23 protein-coding genes and 1 tRNA gene are annotated in these 23,246 nt (G+C 43.9%); 13 read left to right on the forward strand and 11 right to left on the reverse strand.

Annotation, left to right across the window (positions count from 1 at the left end):
• Position 1: 1 nt before the first annotated feature.
• The 6 genes from mlaD (at position 2) to MSG36_RS22470 (ending at position 3,903) form a co-directional block, all read left to right on the forward strand.
• Positions 2–493 (forward strand): outer membrane lipid asymmetry maintenance protein MlaD, encoded by a 492-nt coding sequence (mlaD, locus tag MSG36_RS22445; protein ID WP_046224439.1) that lies wholly within the window; start codon positions 2–4, stop codon positions 491–493.
• Positions 494–545: 52 nt separating this feature from the next.
• Entirely contained in the window at positions 546–1,175 is a 630-nt protein-coding gene (locus MSG36_RS22450) for a phospholipid-binding protein MlaC (protein ID WP_120459707.1), read from the forward strand.
• Positions 1,175–1,483 (forward strand): lipid asymmetry maintenance protein MlaB, encoded by a 309-nt coding sequence (locus tag MSG36_RS22455; protein ID WP_004735315.1) that lies wholly within the window; start codon positions 1,175–1,177, stop codon positions 1,481–1,483. The genes MSG36_RS22450 and MSG36_RS22455 overlap by 1 nt, the downstream gene beginning before the upstream one ends.
• Before the next feature lie 13 nt (positions 1,484–1,496).
• Positions 1,497–1,751, forward strand: coding sequence for a BolA family iron metabolism protein IbaG (gene ibaG, locus MSG36_RS22460; protein ID WP_017058924.1), 255 nt, complete (start codon positions 1,497–1,499; stop codon positions 1,749–1,751).
• A gap of 8 nt (positions 1,752–1,759) precedes the next feature.
• Positions 1,760–3,025: a UDP-N-acetylglucosamine 1-carboxyvinyltransferase gene (gene murA / locus MSG36_RS22465; protein WP_060983508.1), complete on the forward strand. Its 1,266-nt coding sequence runs from the start codon at positions 1,760–1,762 to the stop codon at positions 3,023–3,025.
• 152 nt (positions 3,026–3,177) lie between these two features.
• Complete coding sequence (locus MSG36_RS22470; protein ID WP_017058926.1) at positions 3,178–3,903, forward strand: 1-acylglycerol-3-phosphate O-acyltransferase; 726 nt, start codon at positions 3,178–3,180, stop codon at positions 3,901–3,903.
• Positions 3,904–4,027: 124 nt separating this feature from the next.
• Here MSG36_RS22470 and MSG36_RS22475 read toward each other — a convergent pair whose 3' ends face one another.
• The 5 genes from MSG36_RS22475 to arcA form a co-directional block, all read right to left on the reverse strand.
• On the reverse strand, positions 4,028–4,417 hold the full coding sequence (locus tag MSG36_RS22475; protein WP_004738682.1) for a RidA family protein: 390 nt from the start codon (positions 4,415–4,417) through the stop codon (positions 4,028–4,030).
• Between the two features lie 136 nt (positions 4,418–4,553).
• Positions 4,554–5,015: an aspartate carbamoyltransferase regulatory subunit gene (gene pyrI / locus MSG36_RS22480; protein WP_017058927.1), complete on the reverse strand. Its 462-nt coding sequence runs from the start codon at positions 5,013–5,015 to the stop codon at positions 4,554–4,556.
• Positions 5,016–5,027: 12 nt separating this feature from the next.
• Positions 5,028–5,957 (reverse strand): aspartate carbamoyltransferase, encoded by a 930-nt coding sequence (gene pyrB, locus MSG36_RS22485; RefSeq protein WP_012604860.1) that lies wholly within the window; start codon positions 5,955–5,957, stop codon positions 5,028–5,030.
• 266 nt (positions 5,958–6,223) lie between these two features.
• Entirely contained in the window at positions 6,224–7,228 is a 1,005-nt protein-coding gene (locus MSG36_RS22490) for an ornithine carbamoyltransferase (protein ID WP_248369764.1), read from the reverse strand.
• 156 nt (positions 7,229–7,384) lie between these two features.
• Entirely contained in the window at positions 7,385–8,605 is a 1,221-nt protein-coding gene (gene arcA, locus MSG36_RS22495) for an arginine deiminase (RefSeq protein ID WP_248369766.1), read from the reverse strand.
• Positions 8,606–9,181: 576 nt separating this feature from the next.
• On the opposite strand from arcA, the gene rraB reads away from it, so the two are divergent.
• A complete protein-coding gene (gene rraB / locus MSG36_RS22500) occupies positions 9,182–9,598 on the forward strand; it encodes a ribonuclease E inhibitor RraB (protein WP_017058930.1) in 417 nt (138 codons plus the stop codon).
• A 125-nt stretch (positions 9,599–9,723) separates the two neighbouring features.
• Positions 9,724–10,518 (forward strand): hypothetical protein, encoded by a 795-nt coding sequence (locus MSG36_RS22505; protein WP_248369768.1) that lies wholly within the window; start codon positions 9,724–9,726, stop codon positions 10,516–10,518.
• A gap of 49 nt (positions 10,519–10,567) precedes the next feature.
• On the opposite strand, the gene MSG36_RS22510 is transcribed toward MSG36_RS22505, so the two are convergent.
• From MSG36_RS22510 to pepA, 5 genes are all read right to left on the reverse strand, one after another.
• On the reverse strand, positions 10,568–11,473 hold the full coding sequence (locus MSG36_RS22510) for a bifunctional helix-turn-helix transcriptional regulator/GNAT family N-acetyltransferase (RefSeq protein ID WP_248369770.1): 906 nt from the start codon (positions 11,471–11,473) through the stop codon (positions 10,568–10,570).
• A 133-nt stretch (positions 11,474–11,606) separates the two neighbouring features.
• Positions 11,607–12,011, reverse strand: a complete 405-nt coding sequence (locus MSG36_RS22515; protein ID WP_248369772.1) for a DUF2061 domain-containing protein — start codon at positions 12,009–12,011, stop codon at positions 11,607–11,609.
• Positions 12,012–12,257: 246 nt separating this feature from the next.
• Positions 12,258–15,131 carry a valine--tRNA ligase gene (locus MSG36_RS22520; RefSeq protein ID WP_248369774.1) on the reverse strand — a complete coding sequence of 958 codons (2,874 nt, stop codon included), beginning with the start codon at positions 15,129–15,131 and terminating at the stop codon, positions 12,258–12,260.
• A gap of 102 nt (positions 15,132–15,233) precedes the next feature.
• Positions 15,234–15,683 (reverse strand): DNA polymerase III subunit chi, encoded by a 450-nt coding sequence (locus MSG36_RS22525; protein ID WP_050634892.1) that lies wholly within the window; start codon positions 15,681–15,683, stop codon positions 15,234–15,236.
• Positions 15,684–15,782: 99 nt separating this feature from the next.
• Complete coding sequence (pepA, locus tag MSG36_RS22530) at positions 15,783–17,303, reverse strand: leucyl aminopeptidase (protein WP_017058936.1); 1,521 nt, start codon at positions 17,301–17,303, stop codon at positions 15,783–15,785.
• A gap of 192 nt (positions 17,304–17,495) precedes the next feature.
• Between pepA and lptF the strand changes: the two genes are divergently transcribed.
• The gene (gene lptF, locus MSG36_RS22535) at positions 17,496–18,596 is read left to right on the forward strand and encodes an LPS export ABC transporter permease LptF (RefSeq protein WP_017058937.1); all 1,101 of its coding nucleotides are present in this window, start codon (positions 17,496–17,498) and stop codon (positions 18,594–18,596) included.
• A 3-nt stretch (positions 18,597–18,599) separates the two neighbouring features.
• Positions 18,600–19,670, forward strand: coding sequence for an LPS export ABC transporter permease LptG (gene lptG, locus MSG36_RS22540; protein ID WP_017058938.1), 1,071 nt, complete (start codon positions 18,600–18,602; stop codon positions 19,668–19,670).
• 64 nt (positions 19,671–19,734) lie between these two features.
• Here the strand turns inward: lptG and MSG36_RS22545 are convergent, their stop codons facing one another.
• Positions 19,735–20,211, reverse strand: a complete 477-nt coding sequence (locus MSG36_RS22545; RefSeq protein WP_017058939.1) for an RDD family protein — start codon at positions 20,209–20,211, stop codon at positions 19,735–19,737.
• 194 nt (positions 20,212–20,405) lie between these two features.
• Between MSG36_RS22545 and MSG36_RS22550 the strand changes: the two genes are divergently transcribed.
• The 3 genes from MSG36_RS22550 to MSG36_RS22560 all read left to right on the forward strand — a co-directional run bounded on the left by MSG36_RS22550 (position 20,406) and on the right by MSG36_RS22560 (position 22,598).
• A tRNA-Leu gene (locus MSG36_RS22550) sits at positions 20,406–20,490 on the forward strand.
• A gap of 363 nt (positions 20,491–20,853) precedes the next feature.
• On the forward strand, positions 20,854–21,261 hold the full coding sequence (locus MSG36_RS22555) for a VOC family protein (protein ID WP_048605864.1): 408 nt from the start codon (positions 20,854–20,856) through the stop codon (positions 21,259–21,261).
• Between the two features lie 83 nt (positions 21,262–21,344).
• A complete protein-coding gene (locus MSG36_RS22560; RefSeq protein WP_065677726.1) occupies positions 21,345–22,598 on the forward strand; it encodes an HD-GYP domain-containing protein in 1,254 nt (417 codons plus the stop codon).
• Positions 22,599–23,246 lie beyond the last annotated feature (648 nt).

The raw sequence follows: 23,246 nt of genomic DNA on the forward strand, positions 1-23,246 counted from the left end.
CATGCAACAAACTCGAAAATTAGAATTATGGGTCGGCACCTTTGTTATTGCCGGAATTTGCGCAATCTTAATCATGATCTTTCAAGTCGCTGACGTAAAAGGCATAGGTTCGAACCATACTTACAATCTAAAAGCGACCTTTGACAACATTGGCAGCCTAAAAGTTCGTTCTCCAGTGAAAGTGGGTGGCGTCGTTGTTGGTCGAGTTAAAAGTATTGAGCTTGATACCGAGAGCTACCTTCCTGTCGTTGAACTGTCTATTGACGGGAAGTACTCACAATTTCCAGATACCTCTAGCGCTCAAATTTTAACATCTGGCTTAATTGGTGAGCAGTACATTAGTCTGGTTCCAGGCTTCATTTTTGATGATGAAGAGATGCTGGTCGATGGTGATGCAATTGAAGACACTAAGTCAGCATTAGTACTAGAAGATTTGATTGGCCAAGTGCTGTATAGCGTTGGTGGTTCTAATGACAGCGAAGCTAAGGAATAAGATGATGTTGAAAACTATTAGTCATTTAAAAACTATTGGTTACTTGAAATCAATGTTTATGGCGGCAATGGCGTTGCTTATTTCTACCCAAGCATTTGCTGCAGAATCGATTGACCGTACTCAGCCTTACCAGATGATGACTCAAGTTGCCGAAGTGGCATTTGAGCGTTTGAAGAGTGAACAAGACAACATCCACCAAGATCCAGAGTTATTGAAGGTCATCGTGGAAGAAGAGTTGATGCCTTATGTGAATGCACAATATGCAGCTCTTAAGTTACTTGGACCAAACTTGAAAGGCGCAGATAGAAAAGACGTCGGCGTGTTTATCGATTCATTCCGTAAATACCTGGTTTCTTCTTATGCCCAAGTGCTGACTCAATACACGGATCAGACGATTGAATTTGGTCCAGAACCAAAAATCAAAGCGGATAGCCGTATTACGAGCATCAAGGTTGATATCATCGATACGCCGCGACCAAACATCAAGCTTGAATTTAAGCTTCGCAAAGACAAGAAGTCAGGCGAGTGGAAAGCATTTGATATGGTTGCCGAAGGTATTAGCCTGTTGTCGAGCAAACAATCGGAGTGGAATACTAAGATTCGTCAAGAAGGCATCTTACAAGTTGCTGACGAACTAGAGAAATTAGCCGCACAACCGATTCGTTTTGAGAGTAACAAATAATGAGCCATTCTCAATGGCAAGCACTAAGCTCTAAAGAGTATCAGCTGCTTGGTGATATCGACCGAGACAGCGTACCTGCAATCTGGCGTATATTGGAAAAGTGGCAAACGACGGAATCGAGCGTTGAAATTGACCTTAGCCATATAAATCGAGTCGATTCAGCAGGAATGGTGATGCTAATTCACTTATTAGAGCATGCAAAAAATCAAAACTGTCATATAATGCTCAGTTTCGTGCCAGAACAATTACGAACGTTGTTCCAATTGAGCAATATCCAGCCAATGATGGCAGAACACATAAAAAATTAGGCAGGAGCTATTTGTGGACAGCACAAAAGTACAAGAATTATTAGCAGAAGCACTGAACCTTCAGGAAATTTTCGTGAAAGGGGAAGGCAGTCATTACGAAGTTGTTGCGGTTGATCCATGTTTTGACGGCATGAATCGAGTTAAGAAGCAGCAACTAATCTACGGCCCACTAATGGAATACATTCAACGCAATGACATCCATGCTCTTTCTATTAAGGCTTTCACGCCGGAAGAGTGGGAACGTGATAAGAAACTGATGTCACTTTAAGGTTTATGATGGAAAAGTTTCGAGTTATTGGATCGGATAAGCCGCTAAGCGGCGATGTGACGATCTCAGGCGCAAAAAATGCAGCGCTACCAATTTTATTTGCTTCAATTCTTGCTGAAGAGCCAGTGGAAGTAAGTAACGTTCCTCACCTACGTGACATCGATACTACGATGGAACTGCTTAAGCGTTTAGGCGCAAAAGTATCACGTAACGGTAGTGTTCATGTTGATGGTAGCGAAATTAATGAATTTTGTGCGCCTTACGATTTAGTAAAAACAATGCGAGCTTCTATCTGGGCTTTAGGCCCTTTAGTGGCTCGTTTTGGTGAAGGTCAAGTGTCACTTCCAGGCGGTTGTGCAATTGGCGCTCGTCCTGTTGATTTACATATTCATGGCCTAGAGCAACTAGGTGCGACCATTAAGTTGGAAGATGGTTATGTGAAAGCAAGTGTTGATGGCCGTTTGAAAGGCGCGCACATCGTGATGGACAAAGTAAGTGTGGGTGCCACCATTACTATCATGTGTGCAGCAACGCTAGCGGAAGGTACAACAGTACTCGATAACTCAGCGCGCGAGCCTGAGATTGTTGATACGGCTGACTTCCTAAACAAACTAGGTGCTAAGATCTCTGGCGCAGGTACAGATACGATTACTATCGAAGGCGTTGAACGTCTTGGTGGTGGCCAACACTCTGTGGTTGCTGACCGTATTGAAACAGGTACTTTCCTGGTTGCTGCTGCTGTTTCTGGCGGTAAAGTGGTTTGTCGCAACACCAACGCTCATCTTCTTGAAGCTGCCTTAGCGAAGCTTGAAGAAGCGGGTGCGAAGGTTGAAACGGGCGAAGACTGGATCAGCCTTGATATGACGGGTCGTGAACTGAAAGCGGTGAAAATCGTAACGGCACCTCACCCTGGTTTCCCAACCGACATGCAAGCACAGTTTACTCTGCTTAACATGATGGCGAAGGGCAGTGGTGTTATCACTGAGACTATCTTTGAAAACCGCTTTATGCACATTCCTGAGTTACAGAGAATGGGTGCAAAAGCGGAAATCGAAGGCAACACGGCTATCTGTGGTGAAACGGAAAAACTGAGCGGCGCTCAAGTAATGGCAACGGACCTTCGCGCATCTGCGAGCCTTGTTATTGCTGGCTGTATTGCTCAAGGCGAAACTATCGTTGACCGTATTTATCACATCGATCGTGGCTACGATAAGATTGAAGATAAACTGTCAGCCTTAGGCGCAAACATTACACGATTTAGTGAGTCGAACTAACCTAGGTTAGTGGATTAATGAATCAGTAAGATGAAAACATAAAAGTCGGAACCTTGGTTTCGGCTTTTTTATAGTTGTATTTACCGCAAGTAAATCTATTGCTCATTTTTGCGTGAATAGATGAATCAACTTGGCGGTCGGTGAGGAACAAAATGATAGCAATATTACGTATTTTCGCAGTGGCGATATTTGCGATTCTTATGTTTGTATTTGGTTGTGGTTACTGTCTATTAAGTCCACGTAACCCGAAACACGTATTTACCTTTGGCCGTTATTTCGGTCGCATGTCGAAAATCTTCGGTATGAAACTAGAGCTTCGCATTCCAGAAGATGCCTACTCTCGCGGCCAGCACGTTTATGTGGCGAACCACCAAAATAGTTGGGATCTATTCACGATTTCATCAGCGGTAACGCCAAAAGTGGTGACGGTTGGTAAGAAAAGCCTAGTGTGGATGCCTCTATTTGGTCAGCTTTACTGGTTGACGGGCAACATCCTAATTGACCGAGCTAACCGTAGTAAGGCTGTGGGTACGATTGATCAGGTCGTGACTAGTCTAAAAGAGAGTGATGTTTCGGTTTGGATGTTCCCTGAGGGCACTCGTTCTCGTGGCCGTGGTCTGCTGCCATTCAAAACAGGTGCATTCCATGCTGCGATTGGTGCTGGCTTACCTATCATCCCTATCGTGTGCAGCTCAACAGGTGGCGTGAAGCTAAACCGTTGGAACAATGGTCACGTGATTGTTGAAATGTTGCCACCAATCAGCACTGAAGGCTACGACAAGTCTAATGTTCGTGAACTGGCTAACCTAGCTCGTGAGCAGATGGCCGCTAAGCTTGAAGAGTTAGACAAAGAAGTGGTTGAGCTTAATAAAAAGTAATTATCTAAGCCAAACAACAGACAATAAAAAAGGTTGCCAATTGGGCAACCTTTTTTGTATCTAATAAACATTCAGCATTACGCTAAGTCGTTTATTAGAGGGTGTTTAATCTAGAGATTAAAACCTATTTGCGAACCGCAATAGCTTCGATCTCGATACCTACATCTTTTGGTAGACGGGCTACTTCAACACATGAACGTGCAGGGTAGTTTGCAACGCCGTGCTCATCGAAGAACTTACCGTAAACTTCGTTTACTGTGCCGAAGTCGTTTAGGTCTTTAACGAATACTGTTAGCTTTACGATGTCTTTTACAGTTAGGCCTGAAGCTTCTACAACCGCTTTAACGTTGTCTAGAGATTGGCGAGCTTGCTCTGCGATATCAGCAGATACTTCACCAGTTGCTGGGTTTACTGGGATTTGACCAGAAGTCAGTACCATGTTGCCAAGGTCAACGCCTTGTACGTATGGGCCGATTGCAGCTGGAGCAGATTCTGTGTGAAGTACTTTAGTCATTGGTTTATTCCATCAGTTATTAGATAAAAATCAATTTTCAGTGTGCCTTCAAACTTTGGATAGGTAAAGAGCAAAATACCCCGCATAGGCGAGGTATTTGATAGTTTTTACATTCGGTCAGCGTTGCCGTATGGCGTTATCTTTCTGTCACGATCTCGCGAGAGAATACTTTTTCGCAATACTTACACTTTAATCGAATATCTTCTTTCTTTTCAAAGATCTTAAAGCTGCTTTCAACCGGTTCATTGTGAGTAATACAGTTGGTGTTTGGACACTCGAAAACATCGTTGATTTGCTCAGGAAGCTCTAGGGGGAGCTTCTTAACCACTTCGTAATCTTCGATTTGATTCACTGTTGCGTGAGGCGCGTAAAGAGCCAGCTTGCTCGCCTGTTCTTCTGTGATAAACACATTCTCAATCTTGAGCAGGTCTTTTCCGCCTAGTGCAGAAGACGGTAGATTCAGGCCAATCGTCACGCGCTGATGAGAATTGTGCATGTCGAACAGTTTTAGCACCTTGATCCCGATATTGGCTGGGATATGGTCGATAACAGTACCGTTTCTGATTGCTTCAACTTTTAATTGAGTCTCTTTAGACATGATATCTCTCCTCTACAGCGTTTCGTTAAGAACAAGGGCTAGCAATGCTTCACGAGCGTAAACACCATTCTCTGCTTGCTGGAAGTAGTAAGCGTAAGGTGTTTTATCGACATCGACAGTAATTTCATCAACGCGAGGAAGAGGGTGCAGAACCTTCAAGTTATCGCGTGCATTTTCCAGCATTGAAGCGGTCAGGATGTATGCGGATTTGATGTGCGCGTATTCTGACTCATCGAAGCGCTCTTTTTGAACTCGAGTCATGTACAAGACATCAAGCTCAGGAATCACATCTTCCATGTCCGTCAATAGTTGGTACTTGATGCCCGCTTCATCAAGCTCTTCGCAAATGTAGTCTGGCATCGCTAGAGCTTCTGGAGCAACGAAGTAGAAACAGATGTTGTCGAACTTCGCTAGTGCTTGAGTTAACGAGTGAACCGTACGGCCGTACTTAAGGTCACCAACGAATGCAACGTTTAGGTTGTCGAGGCGGCCTTGTGTCTCAGCGATAGAGAATAGGTCTAATAACGTTTGTGTTGGGTGTTGGTTTGCGCCATCACCTGCGTTAATAACAGGTACACCGTTTGAGAACTCAGAAGCCAGACGTGCTGCGCCTTCTTGAGGGTGACGCATCACGTAAGCGTCAACGTATGAAGAGATAACCTGTACCGAGTCCGCTAGCGTTTCACCTTTCTTTGCCAAAGAAGTGTTACCACCACTGTCGAAACCAATCACATCACCACCGATGCGTTGAATCGCAGTTTCAAAAGAGAGACGAGTTCGCGTAGAAGGTTCGAAGAAGCAGCTGGCAACAACTTTGTTCTTGATGAGTTCTGGGTTTGGCTCAGCCTTTAGCTGACCTGCCGTTTGAACAATTAATTCTAGCTCTTCACGAGAAAGCTCTGGAATTGAGATGATGTGCTTTTGATAGAGCGAATTCGCCATGATCTTCTTCCCCACAATAATGTATTGGCCATAAAAAAGCCCCCCATAATGGGAGGCTTTAAAAAAGTGCTGAAAAGCAGAATAGACGGCCTGGTAAGCATCTTAGCTTACGAGCAATATTTGGTGTTTTCACAATATTACTATGTGTTATCACAATATTGGTTGGCGTCATTTTCACTACTCTCAGACAAATTGCCGAGAATTATACGCTTTCAATTTGTGAGCGCAAGCGATTACATCAAGCTTTTGTTTACTTTCAGTATTCGCTATTGACCCAGTGTCGCAACCATTACCGCTTTGATGGTATGCATGCGATTCTCAGCTTCATCAAACACAATTGAGTAATCCGATTCAAAGACTTCGTCTGTTACCTCTAAACCGTTCATTCCATATTTGTCTGCGACTTGCTGGCCGATCACGGTTTCATTGTTATGGAAAGCGGGTAGGCAGTGCATGAATTTTACTTGAGGATTGCCAGTGAGCTTAATGACATCCATATTCACTTGGTATGGTTTCATTACCGCTACACGTTCGTCCCAAGCTTCAGGGGCTTCACCCATTGAAACCCAAACGTCGGTGTATAGGAAATCACAACCTTTCACGCCTTCAGCAACGTCTTCGGTTAGCGTGATTTTTGCACCAGTGTTTTGTGCAATGGCTTGGCACTCTTCGACAAGTTGTTCTTCTGGCCAAAAGGCTTTTGGCGCGACAAGGCGAATATCCATGCCCATTTTCGCAGCACCGACTAACAGTGAGTTACCCATGTTGTTACGTGCATCTCCTAGGTAAGCAAAGCTGATCTGGTGCAGATGTTTACCGCGACCATGTTCGATCATTGTAAGGAAGTCAGCCAAGATCTGAGTCGGGTGGAACTCATCGGTTAGGCCGTTCCAAACTGGCACGCCTGCATAAGCGCCTAAGTCTTCAACGATACTTTGGCCAAAGCCACGATATTCGATGCCATCGTACATACGCCCCAATACACGCGCCGTATCTTTCATTGATTCTTTTTGACCAATCTGAGAGCCAGAAGGACCAAGGTAAGAGACCTGAGCACCTTGATCAAAGGCGGCCACTTCAAACGCACATCGTGTTCGAGTTGATGCTTTCTCGAAGATCAAAGCAATGTTTTTGCCGTTGAGTTTCTTCTGTTCCGTACCTGCATACTTAGCTTTTTTTAGGTCAGCAGACAGGTCGAGTAAAAACTGAATCTCTTTAGGAGTAAAGTCGAGAAGTTTTAGAAAGTTACGATTGCGAAGATTAAAGGCCATCTCTCGCTCCTTGCGTATATAGAATCAATGAAGAACTTAGTTAAACATAAAAATGCTATATTTGTGAATATTTATTTTATTGATTTGATAAAAAAGGCCAGTAAATGAATGCTGGCCTAGATAAGTTATTGTGTCGGTTTAACTGAGCTCTTTGACTTAGATACCATCTCTTTCGATAGGGCAACTCATACAGCGCGCGCCGCCACGACCACGGCCTAGCTCGTTGCCAGGAATCGTTAGAACTTCGATACCCGCTTTGTCGTATTTCTCATTGGTGTAAACATTACGTTCATAACCAATCACGGTACCTGGTTTCACCGTCAGTACGTTGTTAGCGTCATTCCACTGTTCACGCTCAGCTTCGTAGTTATCACCGCCGGTTGTGATGATCTTCAGTTGATCAAGGCCTAGTGCGCTTTCAATCGCTGACAGGTAGTTTTCAGCTTTCTCGACACGCATTTCACCATTTTCTTTTGGCGTTAGGCGCCAAGTATCTAGATCTTTGCGAACAATCTCTGGATAGACAGAGAAAGTGTCGATATCCATGTGTGTCATCACCGTATCAAGGTGCATACAAGAGCGGTGTTTTGGTAGATCGATCGCAATCACTTCGGTAGCTTGGCCTGATCTAAATAAGCTCGCCGCTAGGTTTTCGACACCTTGTGGTTTAGTACGCTCTGAAATACCAACCAGTACCGCACCTTTACCGATAACCAGTACGTCACCGCCTTCAATGTTAGCGTTGTCGTAGTGAAGGTCTTCATCACCAAAGTACTTAATGAAATCTTGGCCTGCGAACACTGGGTGCCAGCGGTAGATAGCACGTAGGTGATTCGTTTCACGTTGACGTGCAGGTTTCATCATTGGGTTAAGCGATACACCGCCGTAAACCCAGCAAGAAGTATCTCGCGTAAATAGGTGGTTAGGCAGTGGCTCGATAACGAAATCGAGTGGTCGATGCATTTTAGGCAGCATCGATGATGATTTGATAGGAAGCTCAGAGTAGGCCAAGCCACCGAGTAAGATCGTTGCTAGATGCTCATTATCCATTTGAGCAAGGTAGTTTCTTAGGTCACGGGCGAAAGTCGGCCCATAACGGAAATCTGAGATTTGAGTATTCAGTAACCACTCGCGAGCCTGAGATACGGCAAGCGTCTCTACTAGCAGGTCATGCAGCAATAGCACTTCTACGTCTTGGCTGCGCAGCGTCTCTGCAAAGGCATCATGTTCTTCACCAGCGGCTTCAACGGCAAGTACATCATCAAATAGAAGATCATGACAGTTTGAAGGGGTGAGGTGGGTGAGTGCTCTTTCAGGTCTATTTAGGAGAACTCGTCTCAATTGACCGACTTCGGAGCCAACGTACAGCTTACTCATTTTGCATCCTTACTATTAATCCAGCGTCTATTTATGACAAGCTTGTCCGTAATATGCAAGTTTTGTAGATTGAGTAAATACAAGGTATTTGGCTAATAATTGGTCATAAAACCTGTAATTTTTAAGTTTACACAGATTAAATTCCAACTAACTGGCTATCGAACGGAACAACGTTTTTGAGGATCTATGCTCAATTTGTGGCTTGTTAGAATTGAATTTTGCTTATTAATCGTGATTTTTTATTCACTATTATGCACTTTTTGATAACAAGCTGAGGATTTATGCACCCCAAAAGCGGTTTAGCGTATGCACCTAACGTGACTAATCACGCAAGTTTTATTCAATAAGCCCTAAAGTGTCCATAAAAACGAAATGCTAAAATACACGTCAGTTAATAAAATGTTGAAAATTTGTTTCTGTGATTTTGATTTCACTTTTGAATTGATATTGGCTCAGCGATCTCGTGATAAACTTACCTTTCTAGGCCTGATCTGGGTGGCTTTTCTGGACGATCCGTGCCATATTTCGTGGCAATCAAATTTGATCTTTTCATAGTCAACACTCTGGAGCAGACACATGTCTCACGAAGATGAATATCTATCAGTAGCGGAATTAATTGAATTTCAAAAGGAAGAGACTCGCGACATCATTACAGCATTAATTGAAGATGGTAGCGATCCTGAAGCTCTATACGATATCGAGCATCACCTATTTGCTGAAGATTTCGATGTGCTTGAAAAAGCGGTTGTTGAAGCATTCAAAATGGGCTTTGAAGTGCTTGAAGCTGAAGAGACAGAAGACGAAGATGGCAATAAGCTGCTTTGTTGTGATGCAACGATGCAATGTACTCTGAATGCAGAAGCGATCGATGAGCAAGTTGAGAAGCTTGTGAACCTTGCAGAGAAGTTTGACATTATCTACGACGGTTGGGGCACTTACTACGAAGGTGAAGATGCTATCTACCCAGACGAAGATGATGAAGGCGAAGAGTAATTCTTTCCCAATTTTGAAAAATGCCAGCCTCGAGCTGGCATTTTTTTACCCTCAGAAAAATAAATGTCTTTATATGCATTCATTCATTATAATGCGGTCAAAATTGATCTAGCTCAAGGAATGATATGCGGTTGCTTCTCGATGGTCTTTGGCAAATTTCGCCACTGACGGATCTCTCTATCCCACAAGATGACATCACCTTTCCGGCTCCGTTAAGCTCAAAGCTCCCTGATAGCTTGAGTGAAAACGAAATTGCAGAGCAAGAGTGGCATCTGATGCACGACATCGAAGTGGATGACGCTATGTTGGCGTGTCCATTTGTTGAGTTAGTGATGGCAGGAGTCGATTACTTTGCTGAAGTTCGGCTTAATGGTGTGGCTGTTTTTGATTGTGATGGTAGCCAAGCTGAATACCGTAAAGATATCCGTCCTTATATGCAGTCCGGCCGAAACCGTTTCGAGATCCTTTTCCTTGAAGAAGAGGAGAGCTTATTGCTTGAAGAGGATATGGATCCGTCTATCTCTTCACAGGCTATCGCTAAATCTGATTCACGCATCGGGATTTGGCAAGCGCCATATCTGCAGTTCGTTCGAAACGTCAAGCTAGAACAAGTTGTCACAGAGCAGATCTGGCATCATGGTGGTGGCTGTGAGTTTAAAGTGGATGTTATCTATCAAACGCTAAAGGCGGGGTTAGTATCGGCATCCATCAAGTTTAATGGTATGACACTCGTGATGCCGATTGATGTACGAGCTGAACATACTGGCGTTGTGTTCCAGGTTGAGGCGCCTATCATTTTTGATATTGAGAATCCTAACCCTAAGCATCTATACCCATTAGAAGTGGTACTTGATGGGCAAGAAGAGAGTTCTTTTGTGGCCTTGAACCCAACCTCTTGCGTCAGTAACTTTCTACGTTAACTCCGTATATTTTAGCGCTATCTTCTTTCGCTATAGCGGCGCATTCTGCTTATAACGATTTGGCCATGACAACCTCACAAGCGTCGTGGCCTGTCTCTCCCCAAGCTGAGTCAAGATGCTCAAACCCAAGCTTCTCATAGAGTTTGACCGCAGCACCTAAGCATTCCGTCGTTTCTAGATACATGTGTTGATACCCAAGTCGTTTGGCTTGCTTTAAGCTCAAAGCGACAATTCGCTTGGCTAGGCCATGCCCTCGAGTTTGCGGTAAGAAGTACATCTTTTGCAGCTCACACACATTGGGTTTACCTGCTAGAGGGGCAAAGCCACCGCCTCCGACGATCTTTCCGTTGTGTTCGATAACCCAGTACATTGCATTCGCTTGGCTATAGACAGAATACATATCATCGAGTGTTGGGTCAGCCACGCCATAACCCTTATCTTCTGTAAGCCCATGCTCAGCCGAAACTTGGCGAATGACTTCTGCCAATTGTTGGTTATCTGATTCTGTGAGTGGGCGTAATACAAACTCATCTGCTTGGCATGCTTTCGTTAACCCTTTTAAGTAACTCTCAAGTCCTTGTTTAAGTAGCTGCTGTTCGTTGCCATTGAGTGTCGAGAGTACTTTTTCAAAGAAGATGCTTTGCTGTTGGTCGAGTTGAGATAACGCATCAACACCTTGAGTGGTCAGGGCGACTAATTGGCTACGTTTGTCTGCTGGATTCTCTAGGCTTTCAACTAAGCCACGCTTGATCAGCCCCGTGACCGTGCGGCTAGCATTCGATTTATCTACGTTGAGTTGCTGCGCCAATTGGTTGATGGTGATTGGTTGCAACTGGATTTCACCAAGAGTATGAGCCTGGACTGGAGTGAGGTCGACATCACCACACTGCTTATCAAGCATGCCAAGTAAACGAACCGTTTGACGAGAATAGTCTCTTAACTGTTGAGAATTCATAACTACCTACCTTTGGATTAAGAAATAAAGTTGCGCATCGCAATTAATTTAATTGCGGTGCGCAACTTTGTCAATGGTAAGATGAATTCTGTTCTTCGATGTAGGTTACTTCAATCACTCTCTGAGCTTTAGATTAAGCGTGTTGGTGTAAGAAAAACGGAGCTTGTGCTGTTTGGCTTTCAGCTTTTCGTAACCAGACTTTCTCGTGGAAGTAGTAAGCAACTGTATTTAAAGTTGGCTCTAGCAAAGCCATCACGCCGCCGATGAAAGCATCTCCAGTCAACAAGTAGACAACGGTAAAGGCAACACTAAAGTGGATGGTAGCAAAGCTTGCTGTTTTTAATTTGGTCATCCACTGACGAGCTTTAAGCGCTGGAACTTGAGCCCATGCCTTTTCATGAAAATAGAAGGCAACAGTATTCACAGAGGGCTCAATCATAGCGATTAAGCTACCAATTAAGATGTCGCCTGTTAGTACGTAAGCGACACTAAATGCGATAGTAAAATGTAATGCAGCAAAGGTTAGTGTCTTTTTCATGATAATTACTCAGTCGTTGTGTTGATAGGTCTATTATTGAGAATTATTATCATTAAGTATAATGGGAAGTGGAGATTAATTTGATAGATGAAACCTATCAATCAGTGAGGCTAGAGTGAGAAGCATTGGAATATTGGAATATTGGAATATTGGAATATTGGAATCAGAGGTATAAAAAAGGCTGGTCACCAAGACCAACCTTTCTATTTAGAGCGAGAAGTTCGAAGCCTTCTCGGTCACTCGGTTTTAAAGCGCAGCGATTGTCGCTTTTTGCTCTTCAAGCTTAACAAGAGTTTCCTTGTAGCCTTCAAGCTTTTCACGCTCTTTCGCGATAACGGCTTCTGGTGCTTTAGCAACGAAACCTTCGTTACCTAGCTTACCTTCGATACGCTTAATCTCGCCGTGAGTCTTAGCGACTTCTTTATCTAGACGAGCAAGCTCAGCATCTTTGTCGATAAGACCCGCCATTGGGATCATCAACTCAGATTTGCCAACCAGTTTAGTTGCACAAGCAGGAGTCTCTTCACCATCAGCTAGAACTTTAATATCGTCTAGCTTAGCTAGAGAAGTAAGAACGATCTTGTTCGCTTCGATACGAGCTGCATCTTTCTCATCCGCTACTTTAATCATTACTTCTAAGCCTTGGCTTGGTGCAATGTCGTATTCCGCACGTAGGTTACGGATAGCAGTGATGAAAGTCTTAACCCATTCGATGTCGTCAACGATCTCAGCATTGAAGTTAGCTTCATTAAACTGAGGAAGCGCTTGAGTCATGATCGTCTCGCCTTCAACGCCGTCTACTAGCGGCTTAACGCTCTGCCAGATAGATTCAGTGATGTAAGGAAGAACAGGGTGAGCAAGACGCAGAGTCTTCTCAAGAACCGTGATAAGCGTGTAACGAGTCGCTTGTTGTTGAGCTTCAGTACCTTTCCAAAGAACAGGTTTAGTTAGCTCTAGGTACCAGTCACAGAATTGGTTCCAGATGAATTCGTAAAGCGTGTTTGCTGCCATATCTAGACGGTAGTTGTCTAGGTGAGCATTAAACTCTTTCGCTGCAACTTCAAACTGAGATTCAATCCACTTGTCTGCTAGAGAGAATTCCATGTTTGCACGGTCTTCTACAGACAGTGACATGCCACAGTCGTGCTCTTCTGTGTTCATCAGTACGTAACGGCTTGCGTTCCATAGCTTGTTACAGAAGTTACGGTAACCTTCAAGACGCTTCATATCCCAGTTGATGTCACGGCCAGTTGAAGCCATAGCAGCAAGAGTGAAACGCAGCGCATCAGTACCGTATGGTTCGATACCATTTTCGAAAGTCTTACGTGTCGCTTTTTCGATCTTAGCAGCCAGCTTAGGTTGCATCATGTTGCCACAACGCTTTTCTACTAGCTCTTCAAGGCCGATGCCGTCAATCATGTCGATTGGGTCAAGTACGTTACCTTTTGACTTAGACATCTTGTCGCCGTTTTCATCACGGATAAGACCCGTCATGTAAACAGTTTTGAAAGGTACTTGAGCTTTGCCATCTTCGTCTTTCACGAAGTGCATGGTCATCATGATCATACGAGCAACCCAGAAGAAGATAATATCAAAACCAGATACTAGTACTTCAGATGGGTGGAATGTTTTCAGTGCTTCAGTATCTTCAGGCCAGCCTTGTGTGCCGAACGTCCAAAGTGCAGAAGAGAACCAAGTGTCCAGTACGTCGTCGTCTTGCTTAAGCACAACAACAGGCGCTAGGTTGTTCTTTTCACGAACTTCTTCTTCAGTGCGACCTACGTAAACTTTACCATTGTTGTCGTACCATGCTGGGATACGGTGGCCCCACCAAAGTTGACGAGAGATACACCAGTCTTGCACGTCACGCATCCACGCGAAGTACATGTTTTCGTACTGCTTAGGTACGAATTGGATTTGGCCATCTTCAACGGCTTTAACTGCTGGCTCTGCAAGAGGTGCTGTGCGCACGTACCATTGGTCAGTCAGCATTGGTTCGATAACCACGCCACCACGGTCGCCGTAAGGGACAGTTAGGTCGTGATCTTTGATCTCTTCAAGAAGACCAAGCTCATCGAATTCAGCAACGATAGCTTTACGTGCAGCAAAACGCTCCATGCCTTGGTACTTAGCAGGGATGTCCGTTGAGTAAACATCGCTTTCTTCGCCGTTCGTAGTGAAGACTTCAGCAGCATCACGGATATCAGCGTTGAACGTTAGGATGTTGATCATCGGTAGGTTGTTGCGCTTACCCACTTCGTAATCGTTAAAGTCATGAGCTGGAGTGATCTTCACACAACCCGTGCCTTTTTCCATGTCTGCGTGCTCATCGCCTACGATAGGGATAAGACGGTTTACAACAGGAAGTAGGATTTCTTTGCCGATAAGATCTTTGTAACGAGGATCTTCTGGGTTAACAGCAACGCCAGTATCGCCAAGCATAGTTTCTGGACGAGTAGTCGCAACAACGATGTAGTCTTTACCATCAGCCGTTTTAACACCATTCGCTAGCGGGTAGCGGAAGTGCCACATGAAACCTTTTTTGTCTTTGTTTTCAACTTCAAGATCCGAGATTGCAGTGTGCAGTTTAGGATCCCAGTTTACTAGACGTTTACCACGGTAGATTAGGTCTTCTTCGTATAGACGAACAAACACTTCTTGAGTCGCAGCCGATAGGCCGTCATCCATAGTGAATCGTTCACGATCCCAATCTACAGATGCACCAAGACGACGAAGTTGTTGAGTGATCGTGCCACCTGATTCGCCTTTCCATTCCCAGATCTTGTCGATGAAAGCTTCACGACCGTAGTCGTGTTTTGTTTTACCTTCTTCAGCAGCAATCTTACGCTCAACAACCATTTGAGTTGCGATACCAGCGTGGTCAGTACCCACTTGCCAAAGCGTGTTTTTGCCTTTCATACGTTGAGCACGGATAAGCGTATCCATGATCGTATCTTGGAACGCGTGACCCATGTGTAGGCTGCCAGTGACGTTCGGTGGCGGGATCATGATGCTGTAAGCTTCTTTTGATGTGTCACCGTGTGGCTTAAAGTAGCCTTTCTCTTCCCAAGTCTTATACAGAGCTTGTTCGATTGATGTTGGGTTGTATGTCTTTTCCATAGTGCTCTTAAACGGATACTGTGAATGGTTAATCGTGGTCAAACTTCATAAGTGAAGCTTCTTGAATCTAAATCCAAAGATAGCTTTAACTATGAGGTTTGACTATGGATGTTGAATCTCGATAGTTTGTAGCTGATATCCAGCCTGACGGTAAATTTTATACCTTTCTCGAGCGAGTTGCTTAGCTTTTTCTTCGCAAGGGACGAAGTCTATCACCTGAGCAAAGGCGTTCGCAAAGGTTGTATGATTATCGGCCAGATTAATTACTAGCTGACGATTCCAATTATGTTTTACGCCTTGATAGCCAATTTCGATGTTGGTTGAATACTTCGGGCCTTCGCCAACTAAGTTGTGCGCAATAAACTCACTGGGCTCGACTTGCCAGAAAACTTCAGCAATACGCTCAGCATGCTCTTTGTCATTACAGTTGAGGTAAAGTTTAGCGCCTTGTTTCGCAAAGTGCTGAGCAAGAAACAGCACATAGTGAGCAAAACCATCTTTGCTGGCTTGCGGGCTGTCTGAAGGCACAATGTAAAATGTAGCAGTCTGCATACTTAATACTCGAACTGAAAATCGTGGATATCAATGTTACTTGGTTAACAGGGTCTAACAAATAGCGCTTATTAAAAAAGGGCCCGTAGGCCCTTTTTATTATTTTGAAGATTGCTCTTCAGTCTCTTGGCCGCTGCGGTTCAATAAGAATTGGACTAGCATTGAGACAGGACGACCTGTCGAGCCTTTCGCTGCGCCTGACTTCCAAGCTGTACCAGCACTGTCGATGTGTGCCCAGTGGTACTTCTTAGTGAATTTAGACAGGAAGCAACCAGCAGTAATTGTGCCGCCAGGACGGCCACCGATGTTCGCCATATCAGCGAATGGGCTGTTTAGCTGCTCATGATACTCGTCTGCCATTGGTAGACGCCATGCACGGTCACTTGCTTGCTCAGAAGCATTAACAAGTTCGTGAGAAAGTGGGTTGTGGTTCGATAGAACGCCACTGATGTGGTGACCTAGAGCGATAACACATGCGCCAGTTAGCGTAGCGACATCGACAACACAATCTGGTTCAAAACGCTCAACGTAAGTTAGAGCATCACATAGAACCAAGCGACCTTCAGCATCAGTATTGAGTACTTCAACCGTTTGGCCTGACATTGTCGTTAGGATATCACCTGGACGGTAAGCATTGCTGCCTGGCATGTTTTCACAACCTGCTAGGATACCAACCACGTTAATTGGCAGGTTCAGCTTAGCCAGTGCTTTCATTGTACCGAATACAGACGCCGCACCACACATGTCGTACTTCATCTCATCCATGCCTTCACCTGGCTTAAGCGAGATACCGCCTGAATCGAAAGTCAGACCTTTACCTACTAATACAATCGGCTTCGCATCTGGATCCGGAGCGCCTTTGTATTCCATGATAGACATCATAGATTCATTTTTAGAGCCACGGCCAACTGCTAGGTATGATGTCATACCCAGTTTTTCCATCTCTTCTTCGCCAATGATCTTAGTCTTCACTGTCTCGTAATCGTCGGCTAAACGACGAGCTTGAGAAGCAAGGTAAGCAGGGTTTGCGATGTTTGGTGGCATGTTGCCGAGATCTTTAGACGCTTTTACACCTGAAGCAATAGCAAGGCCGTGAGAGATTGCTTTCTCACCCAGGCTCAATTCGCGACGTGTTGGTACGTTGAATACCAATTTACGTAGTGGGCGACGAGTTTCTGGTTTATTGCTCTTGAATTGGTCAAATGTGTAAAGACCATCTTTAGTCGCTTCTACTGCTTGGCGAACTTTCCAATAAGTGTCGCGACCTTTAACGTGAAGTTCTGTAAGGAAACATACTGCTTCCATAGAACCTGTTTCGTTTAGTGTGCTGATGGTTTTTTGGATAATTTCTTTGTATTGACGTTCGCCTAGCTCACGTTCTTTACCACAGCCTACCAGTAGAACACGTTCTGAAAGTACACCAGGTACTTGATGCAGTAGTAGCATCTGGCCAGGTTTACCCTCTAGATCACCGCGACGAAGCAGTGAACTAATGTAGCCATCGCTAATCTTATCTAATTGCTCGGCTACTGGAGAAAGGCGGCGCGGTTCGAATACACCGACAACGATACATGCGCTGCGCTGTTTCTCTGGGCTGCCACTTTTTACACTGAACTCCATGCGTACTCCTACATCCTGAAGACAAATCGAACTAAATGTTAGATAATGGGTTCTTACTTGTTGGATCCTATAATGGAACTAACCTTAAAGAAGAACGCTAACACTTAGCTAAAAATTTAAAAAAATAAAAGGTTCAACGGGAAATTATAGTGATTCAATCAAAAAAACAAGTTTTGTATAGGTAATTTGAGCGTGATTATTGTTAGATATTTGATCCGCGAGACAATCAAGAGCCAATTTGCGATCTTTTTTGTTCTCTTTCTCGTGTTTCTCAGCCAAAAATTCATCAGTGTTTTAGCGGACGCCTCTGATGGTGATATCCCTGCGAGTCTTATATTGTCGATTGTTGGCTTAAATATGCCAGCGATGGGCCTATTGATGCTTCCACTCAGTATCTATATTGGTATTTTACTTACTTTTGGCCGCCTTTACGCTGAAAGTGAAATAGTGGTCATGAACGCCACCGGTATCGGTAATAAATTCCTGATCCAATCTGCGCTTTACCTCGCTTTGATTACGGCATCTGTTGCAGCCTTTAACTCATTTTGGTTATCTCCTTGGTCACAAGACAAAGTTGAACAAATGTATGAAGAAGTGGCCGCAGAAAACAGCGTTGATTTGCTACCAAAAGGTAAGTTTGAAGGTACGCCGGATGGTTCTTCTGTCGTGTTTATCGATGATATCGACGGTAATAAGTTAGAAAATGTGTTCGTTGCTCAAATGCGTCCGCGTGATTCTGTACTGCCAAGTGTTATGTTCTCGAAGTCAGGCGATGTAAAAGAGCTCAGTGATGGTCGCCAAGTGATCGTAATGTACGATGGTACTCGTCATGAAGGTATCCCGACTCGCCTTGACTACAGGGTGACACACTTTGAAGAATACGAAGGCCTGATTGGTCAGCGTGAAGTTGAGAAGAAAGGTCGAGACTGGGAAGCGATCCCTACGCTTGAACTGATTGGTAACTCAAATAATAGTGCGAAAGCAGAGTTGCAGTGGCGTATTTCTTTGGTACTTTGTATTCCATTGTTGACCATGCTTGTCGTGCCACTGTCTGCGGTAAACCCTCGACAAGGTCGTTTTGCGAAAATCGGCCCAGCAATACTGATTTATCTCACCTATTTCTTAGCAATCAGTGCAACTAAATCTTCAATTGAAGAGGGGAGCATTCCTGCGGTAATCGGCATGTGGCCAATCAATGCGTTATTGTTATTTGTCGCGATTGGTGCAAACTTTATGGATAGCGTGCCAGTAAGGCGTTTGAAAGAAAAATTCAAGAATAAGAGGTTGGCTTAAGCCGTGTTTAAGATTCTCGATTTATATATAGGCAGAACCATCATCGCAACGACGTCACTGGTATTGGTGACGTTTGTTGGTCTCTCTGGGATCATCAAATATGTAGAACAGCTAAGAAAAGTTGGCCGTGGTACATACGATCTATTACAAGCGCTGTACTTTGTTTTACTGAGTATCCCTCGTGATATCGAAATGTTCTTTCCAATGGCAGCACTGCTTGGCGCGTTGATTGGACTTGGTATGCTTGCTGCAAGTTCTGAGCTTGTAGTTATGCAGGCCGCTGGTTTCTCTAAGTTAGATATCGGTCTATCGGTACTTAAGACCGCTATTCCACTGATGATCGTGGTGACATTGCTTGGTCAATGGGGAGCACCGCAAGCGCAGAAGATGGCTCGTGATTTAAGAACCATCTCGATTGCTGGTGGTAATATTATTTCGACGCAAAGTGGGGTCTGGGCTCGTGATGCCAATGACTTCATCTTCATTGTCAAAATCGATGACCAGAAGCTATATGGAATGAACATGTGGCGCTTTGATGAAAACAAGGCACTTAAGACCGCTATTTACTCTGACGAAGTGGATTACGTTGGAGACAACGTGTGGACGATGAAGGATGTAGAGATCACGTCTTTTGAAAATGAGCTTCAAATTACCAAAGAAAGTTTACCGACTTACTCTTGGGAAACATCATTAGCTCCAGACAAGTTGGCGATAGTAACGGTTAAACCAGAAGAGCTGTCGTTAAGTGGGTTGTATGATTATGTTTCTTACCTGAAGGCGTCAGAGCAAGACGCATCACGCTATGAATTGGCGCTGTGGAGAAAGATAACCCAGCCAATTTCGATCGCGGTTATGATGTTGATGGCACTGTCGTTTATCTTTGGTCCTTTGCGTAGTGTAACCATGGGCGCGAGGATTCTGTCAGGTGTTATTGCTGGCTTTACCTTCTATATATCCAGTGAGTTCTTTGGCCCGGTGAGTTTGGTTTATCAAATACCGCCCGCCTTTGGCGCAATAGCCCCGAGCGTGGTGTTCCTTGGAATTGCCATCATGCTCTTGAGGCGGAAATTGTAAATATAAAAAAGGAAGGCATAACGCCTTCCTTTTTTGATCTTGATTGGATCTAACTTAAATCACATTATCGTGCTTGTGGTAACACAACGACTTCGGTCTTTGCCCAGATATCGTGAAAGCCACGTTTTTCAGGATCGAATGGAACACATAGGTTTGCCAGTCCAAAACCTGAAGTACCTAAACGAATCAGCGCCTGAGTTACTGTGATAGCCGAGCCATCTTTGTTTTGAACGCGCAGCTTCCAAGCTCTCATGCCGAGAGTTTGACCAGCTCTAGTCCAGAAGAAGACGAAGAAATATACCCAAACGGCCACTAAGTAAAAGGTATATGCAGGGCTCCAAATCGGATGGTTGGTTAAGAAGTCACTAACATCGGCATATCCGCTGTGGTTAAAAATGCCGAGAGCCATGAGCGCGTGTAGTAGGGCGACAATGACGCCAGCCGCCAACATTTCAATAGCGATTACGATCAGAGCGTCGTAGAACAAGGCACCAAATCGGCGCATGACTCCTGCTGGTGGCAGAGTGTTTGTTGATGTCATGTGTTATTACTTCTTTAAAAATTGAGGCGTCAGAATATAGTTTAAGGCTTAGCCTGAAAAGAGACATGACGCACAGCTTATGACTTAGTGGCGAAATTATCGGCAAACACACATGAATTCAAGTTTTTATACTTGCCACATCAGTTCGCATACGTATAATGCCAAACATCGAAAGGGCAATGCCCCAAGATAATGCCGGTATGGTGAAATTGGTATACACGACGGATTCAAAATCCGTTGCCTTCGGGCGTGGCGGTTCAAGTCCGCCTACCGGTACCATATTTAAATGACAAAGCCTCGACGAAAGTCGGGGCTTTGTTGTATCTGGGATATAGGAAGCGTTGCCTTCTCGGTGGCGGCAGGAATGCCTGTCCAATCAGTCCGCCTACCGGTACCATATTTAGATAAAGCCCTGATCAGAAATGGTCGGGGCTTTGTTGTATTTGGGATATAGGAAGCTTTGCCTTCGCGGTGGCGGCAGGAATGCCTGTCCAATCAGACAGATCTTGATGTTTCATTCCTAAATCCCATAATTTCCCTTCGCTATTCGATCTGATATGAATTAATTATCTTAAATCATGATGTTACCTGTCATTCTCTCTTCTATTGTCTATGTTTAAAGGACTAACAGAGGAGAGAGATATGCTGACAGTAACCCCTTACTTATTTTTTGATGGTCGTTGTAGTGAAGCACTGGATTTTTATCATAAGTGTTTTGGTGGTGTGGTTTTATCTAAGCAACTTTTTAGTGATGCACCACAGGTAATAGAGGGAGCTCAACCTGATTGGGTTATGCATGCTGAGTTTGAAGCGTTTGGTATGAAGCTGATGATGTCTGATGGTGTTAAGGCAAAAGAACTCGAAGGTAACAATCTCGCTCTCTCTCTTGTAACTGAAGATACCGCGACTCAAGAACAAATCTTTGAAAAGCTTAAGAAGGGAGGGCGGATAATGACTCCACTCGCAGATACGTTTTGGGGGGCTCGATTTGGCAAAGTAGAAGATAAATTCGGTATACGCTGGATGGTGCACTGCGACTCTTTAAGTTGAACCTGTGAAATTGGATAGTGAAATTGCTGCTTGGTTTTATTAGAATTATAAATAGAGATTAATCATCAATATTATATATAAAAATGGGCAGCATAAAGATTACCGTAGATCGCATTCAGCCCGGTCTGCATATACGACTCCCCGTAAAATGGAATGAACACCCATTTTTATTCAACAGCTTTAAAATCAAAGATGACGCTCAAGTAAAAGTAATTCGACATCTTGGGATTAAGCACGTCTATATAAACCTGAGTCAAAGTGATACCTCACCTTTACCTGCTAATCACGTAGGTGAACAAGAAGTCGATATTGATTCACAGGTAAGTCTTGAAACGGAAAGAATGTGGAAAGATAAGCATGAGCGTATCGAAACCCTTAGCTCTTACCGCCGCAGGGTGAGTCATTGTGAGAGAGAGTTTGAACGCTCGCTTGCTCGAATGCGCTCTGTGATGACCAAGATCCGTAACAGACCTTTAGATGCGGTGGGGGAGGTTAAGGCTCTTGTTGATGATATCGTTGAGACCCTAGTGAGCGATGATAACGTCACCTTGCATCTTATGAATGCTAAAGCGGATTTTGAAGACCTCTACTTTCATACACTGAACGTTTCGGTTGTTGCACTGATGATAGGTAAAGCTAAAGGCTACGATACGCAGCAATTGAAAGCTCTCTCTTTCGCGGCAATGTTCCATGATATAGGCAAGATCAAAATACCAGCTGCGATATTAAGAAAGCAGAGTGCACTAACGGTGCCCGAAGAGAACTACCTGAAGCTTCATACTAAATACGGTGCAGATATTGTATCGGCAATTGATGACTTTCCTGAAAGTGCTAAAAAGGTAATCGCTCAGCATCATGAGATGAATGATGGTTCTGGTTACCCCGAGGGCTTAAAAGAACATGAGATTGATGAATTTGCCAAGATAGTCTCTGTGGCTAATGCATTTGATAACCTTTGCCATGGTAAAGCGCAATCTCAACAAATGATCCCGTATTTGGCACTGTCCCACTTATATAAGAGCTGCAAGCATCTATATAGCCAAGGTAACTTGGGGCTGTTGGTTAAGTTCATGGGAGTCTACCCCCCAGGAACCGTAGTACAGCTCTCAAATGATTCGATTGGGATTGTGATATCCGTTAACGCTAAACATATGCTTTATCCAAATGTACTTATCTATGATCCTAGCGTGCCAAGAACCCAAGCCCCGATCATTGACCTCTTTATTAAAGAGATCAAAATCGTTAATGCCGTTCATCCAAGCAAATTACCTGAACAAGTTCGAGAGTATCTAAACCCTAGGGCTCGTTTATCTTACTTTTTTGATAGTGGAGAGTAGTTATCCACAGGTCGTTGTGGGTAATTTGTTCGAAACTTGGGGTGAAAATGGTATAAATAAGCCCTTGGTTGAAATATCTTCGCTTAACCTCTTTTTTCAATAAAAAACGCATTTATTGCTTGCCAATATGAGCGGCATCTCTATAATGCCGCCTCACTGACACGGCAGACGCCACAAGGCTTCAGCGAGGAATGTTAGTAAGGCAACTAGCTTTAAGCGATGATTCGCTTCTACTTTTAGAAAGTAGGAATTAATTCCAAATAAGTGTTTGACACTGAGAATTAAATCGCTAGAATGGCCGCCTCTTCCGAAGTGATGCAAGTCACAACGAAGAGAAGCTCTTTAACAATTTAAACCTATCAATCTGTGTGGGCACTCGTTGATGAATATCAAAACGTTATTGGTTCTTTTTCGAAAGAGCGTAATAGCAGTTACTTCGGTAACAAATTGATTTCAATGAACTGAGTGACCAATACGTTTAACTACTTGTAGTTAATCGGCACAGTCAATTCATTATCATTCTGTTGGAATGGTAATAGCTTTAGAATTACATGTTTACTTCGGTAAATATTAGTTTTGAAGTCAGTATTCGTTGAGTCACAAAATCTTAAATTGAAGAGTTTGATCATGGCTCAGATTGAACGCTGG

This window comes from Vibrio sp. 1CM8B, assembly GCF_023161685.1.
Lineage (GTDB): Bacteria > Pseudomonadota > Gammaproteobacteria > Enterobacterales > Vibrionaceae > Vibrio > Vibrio coralliirubri.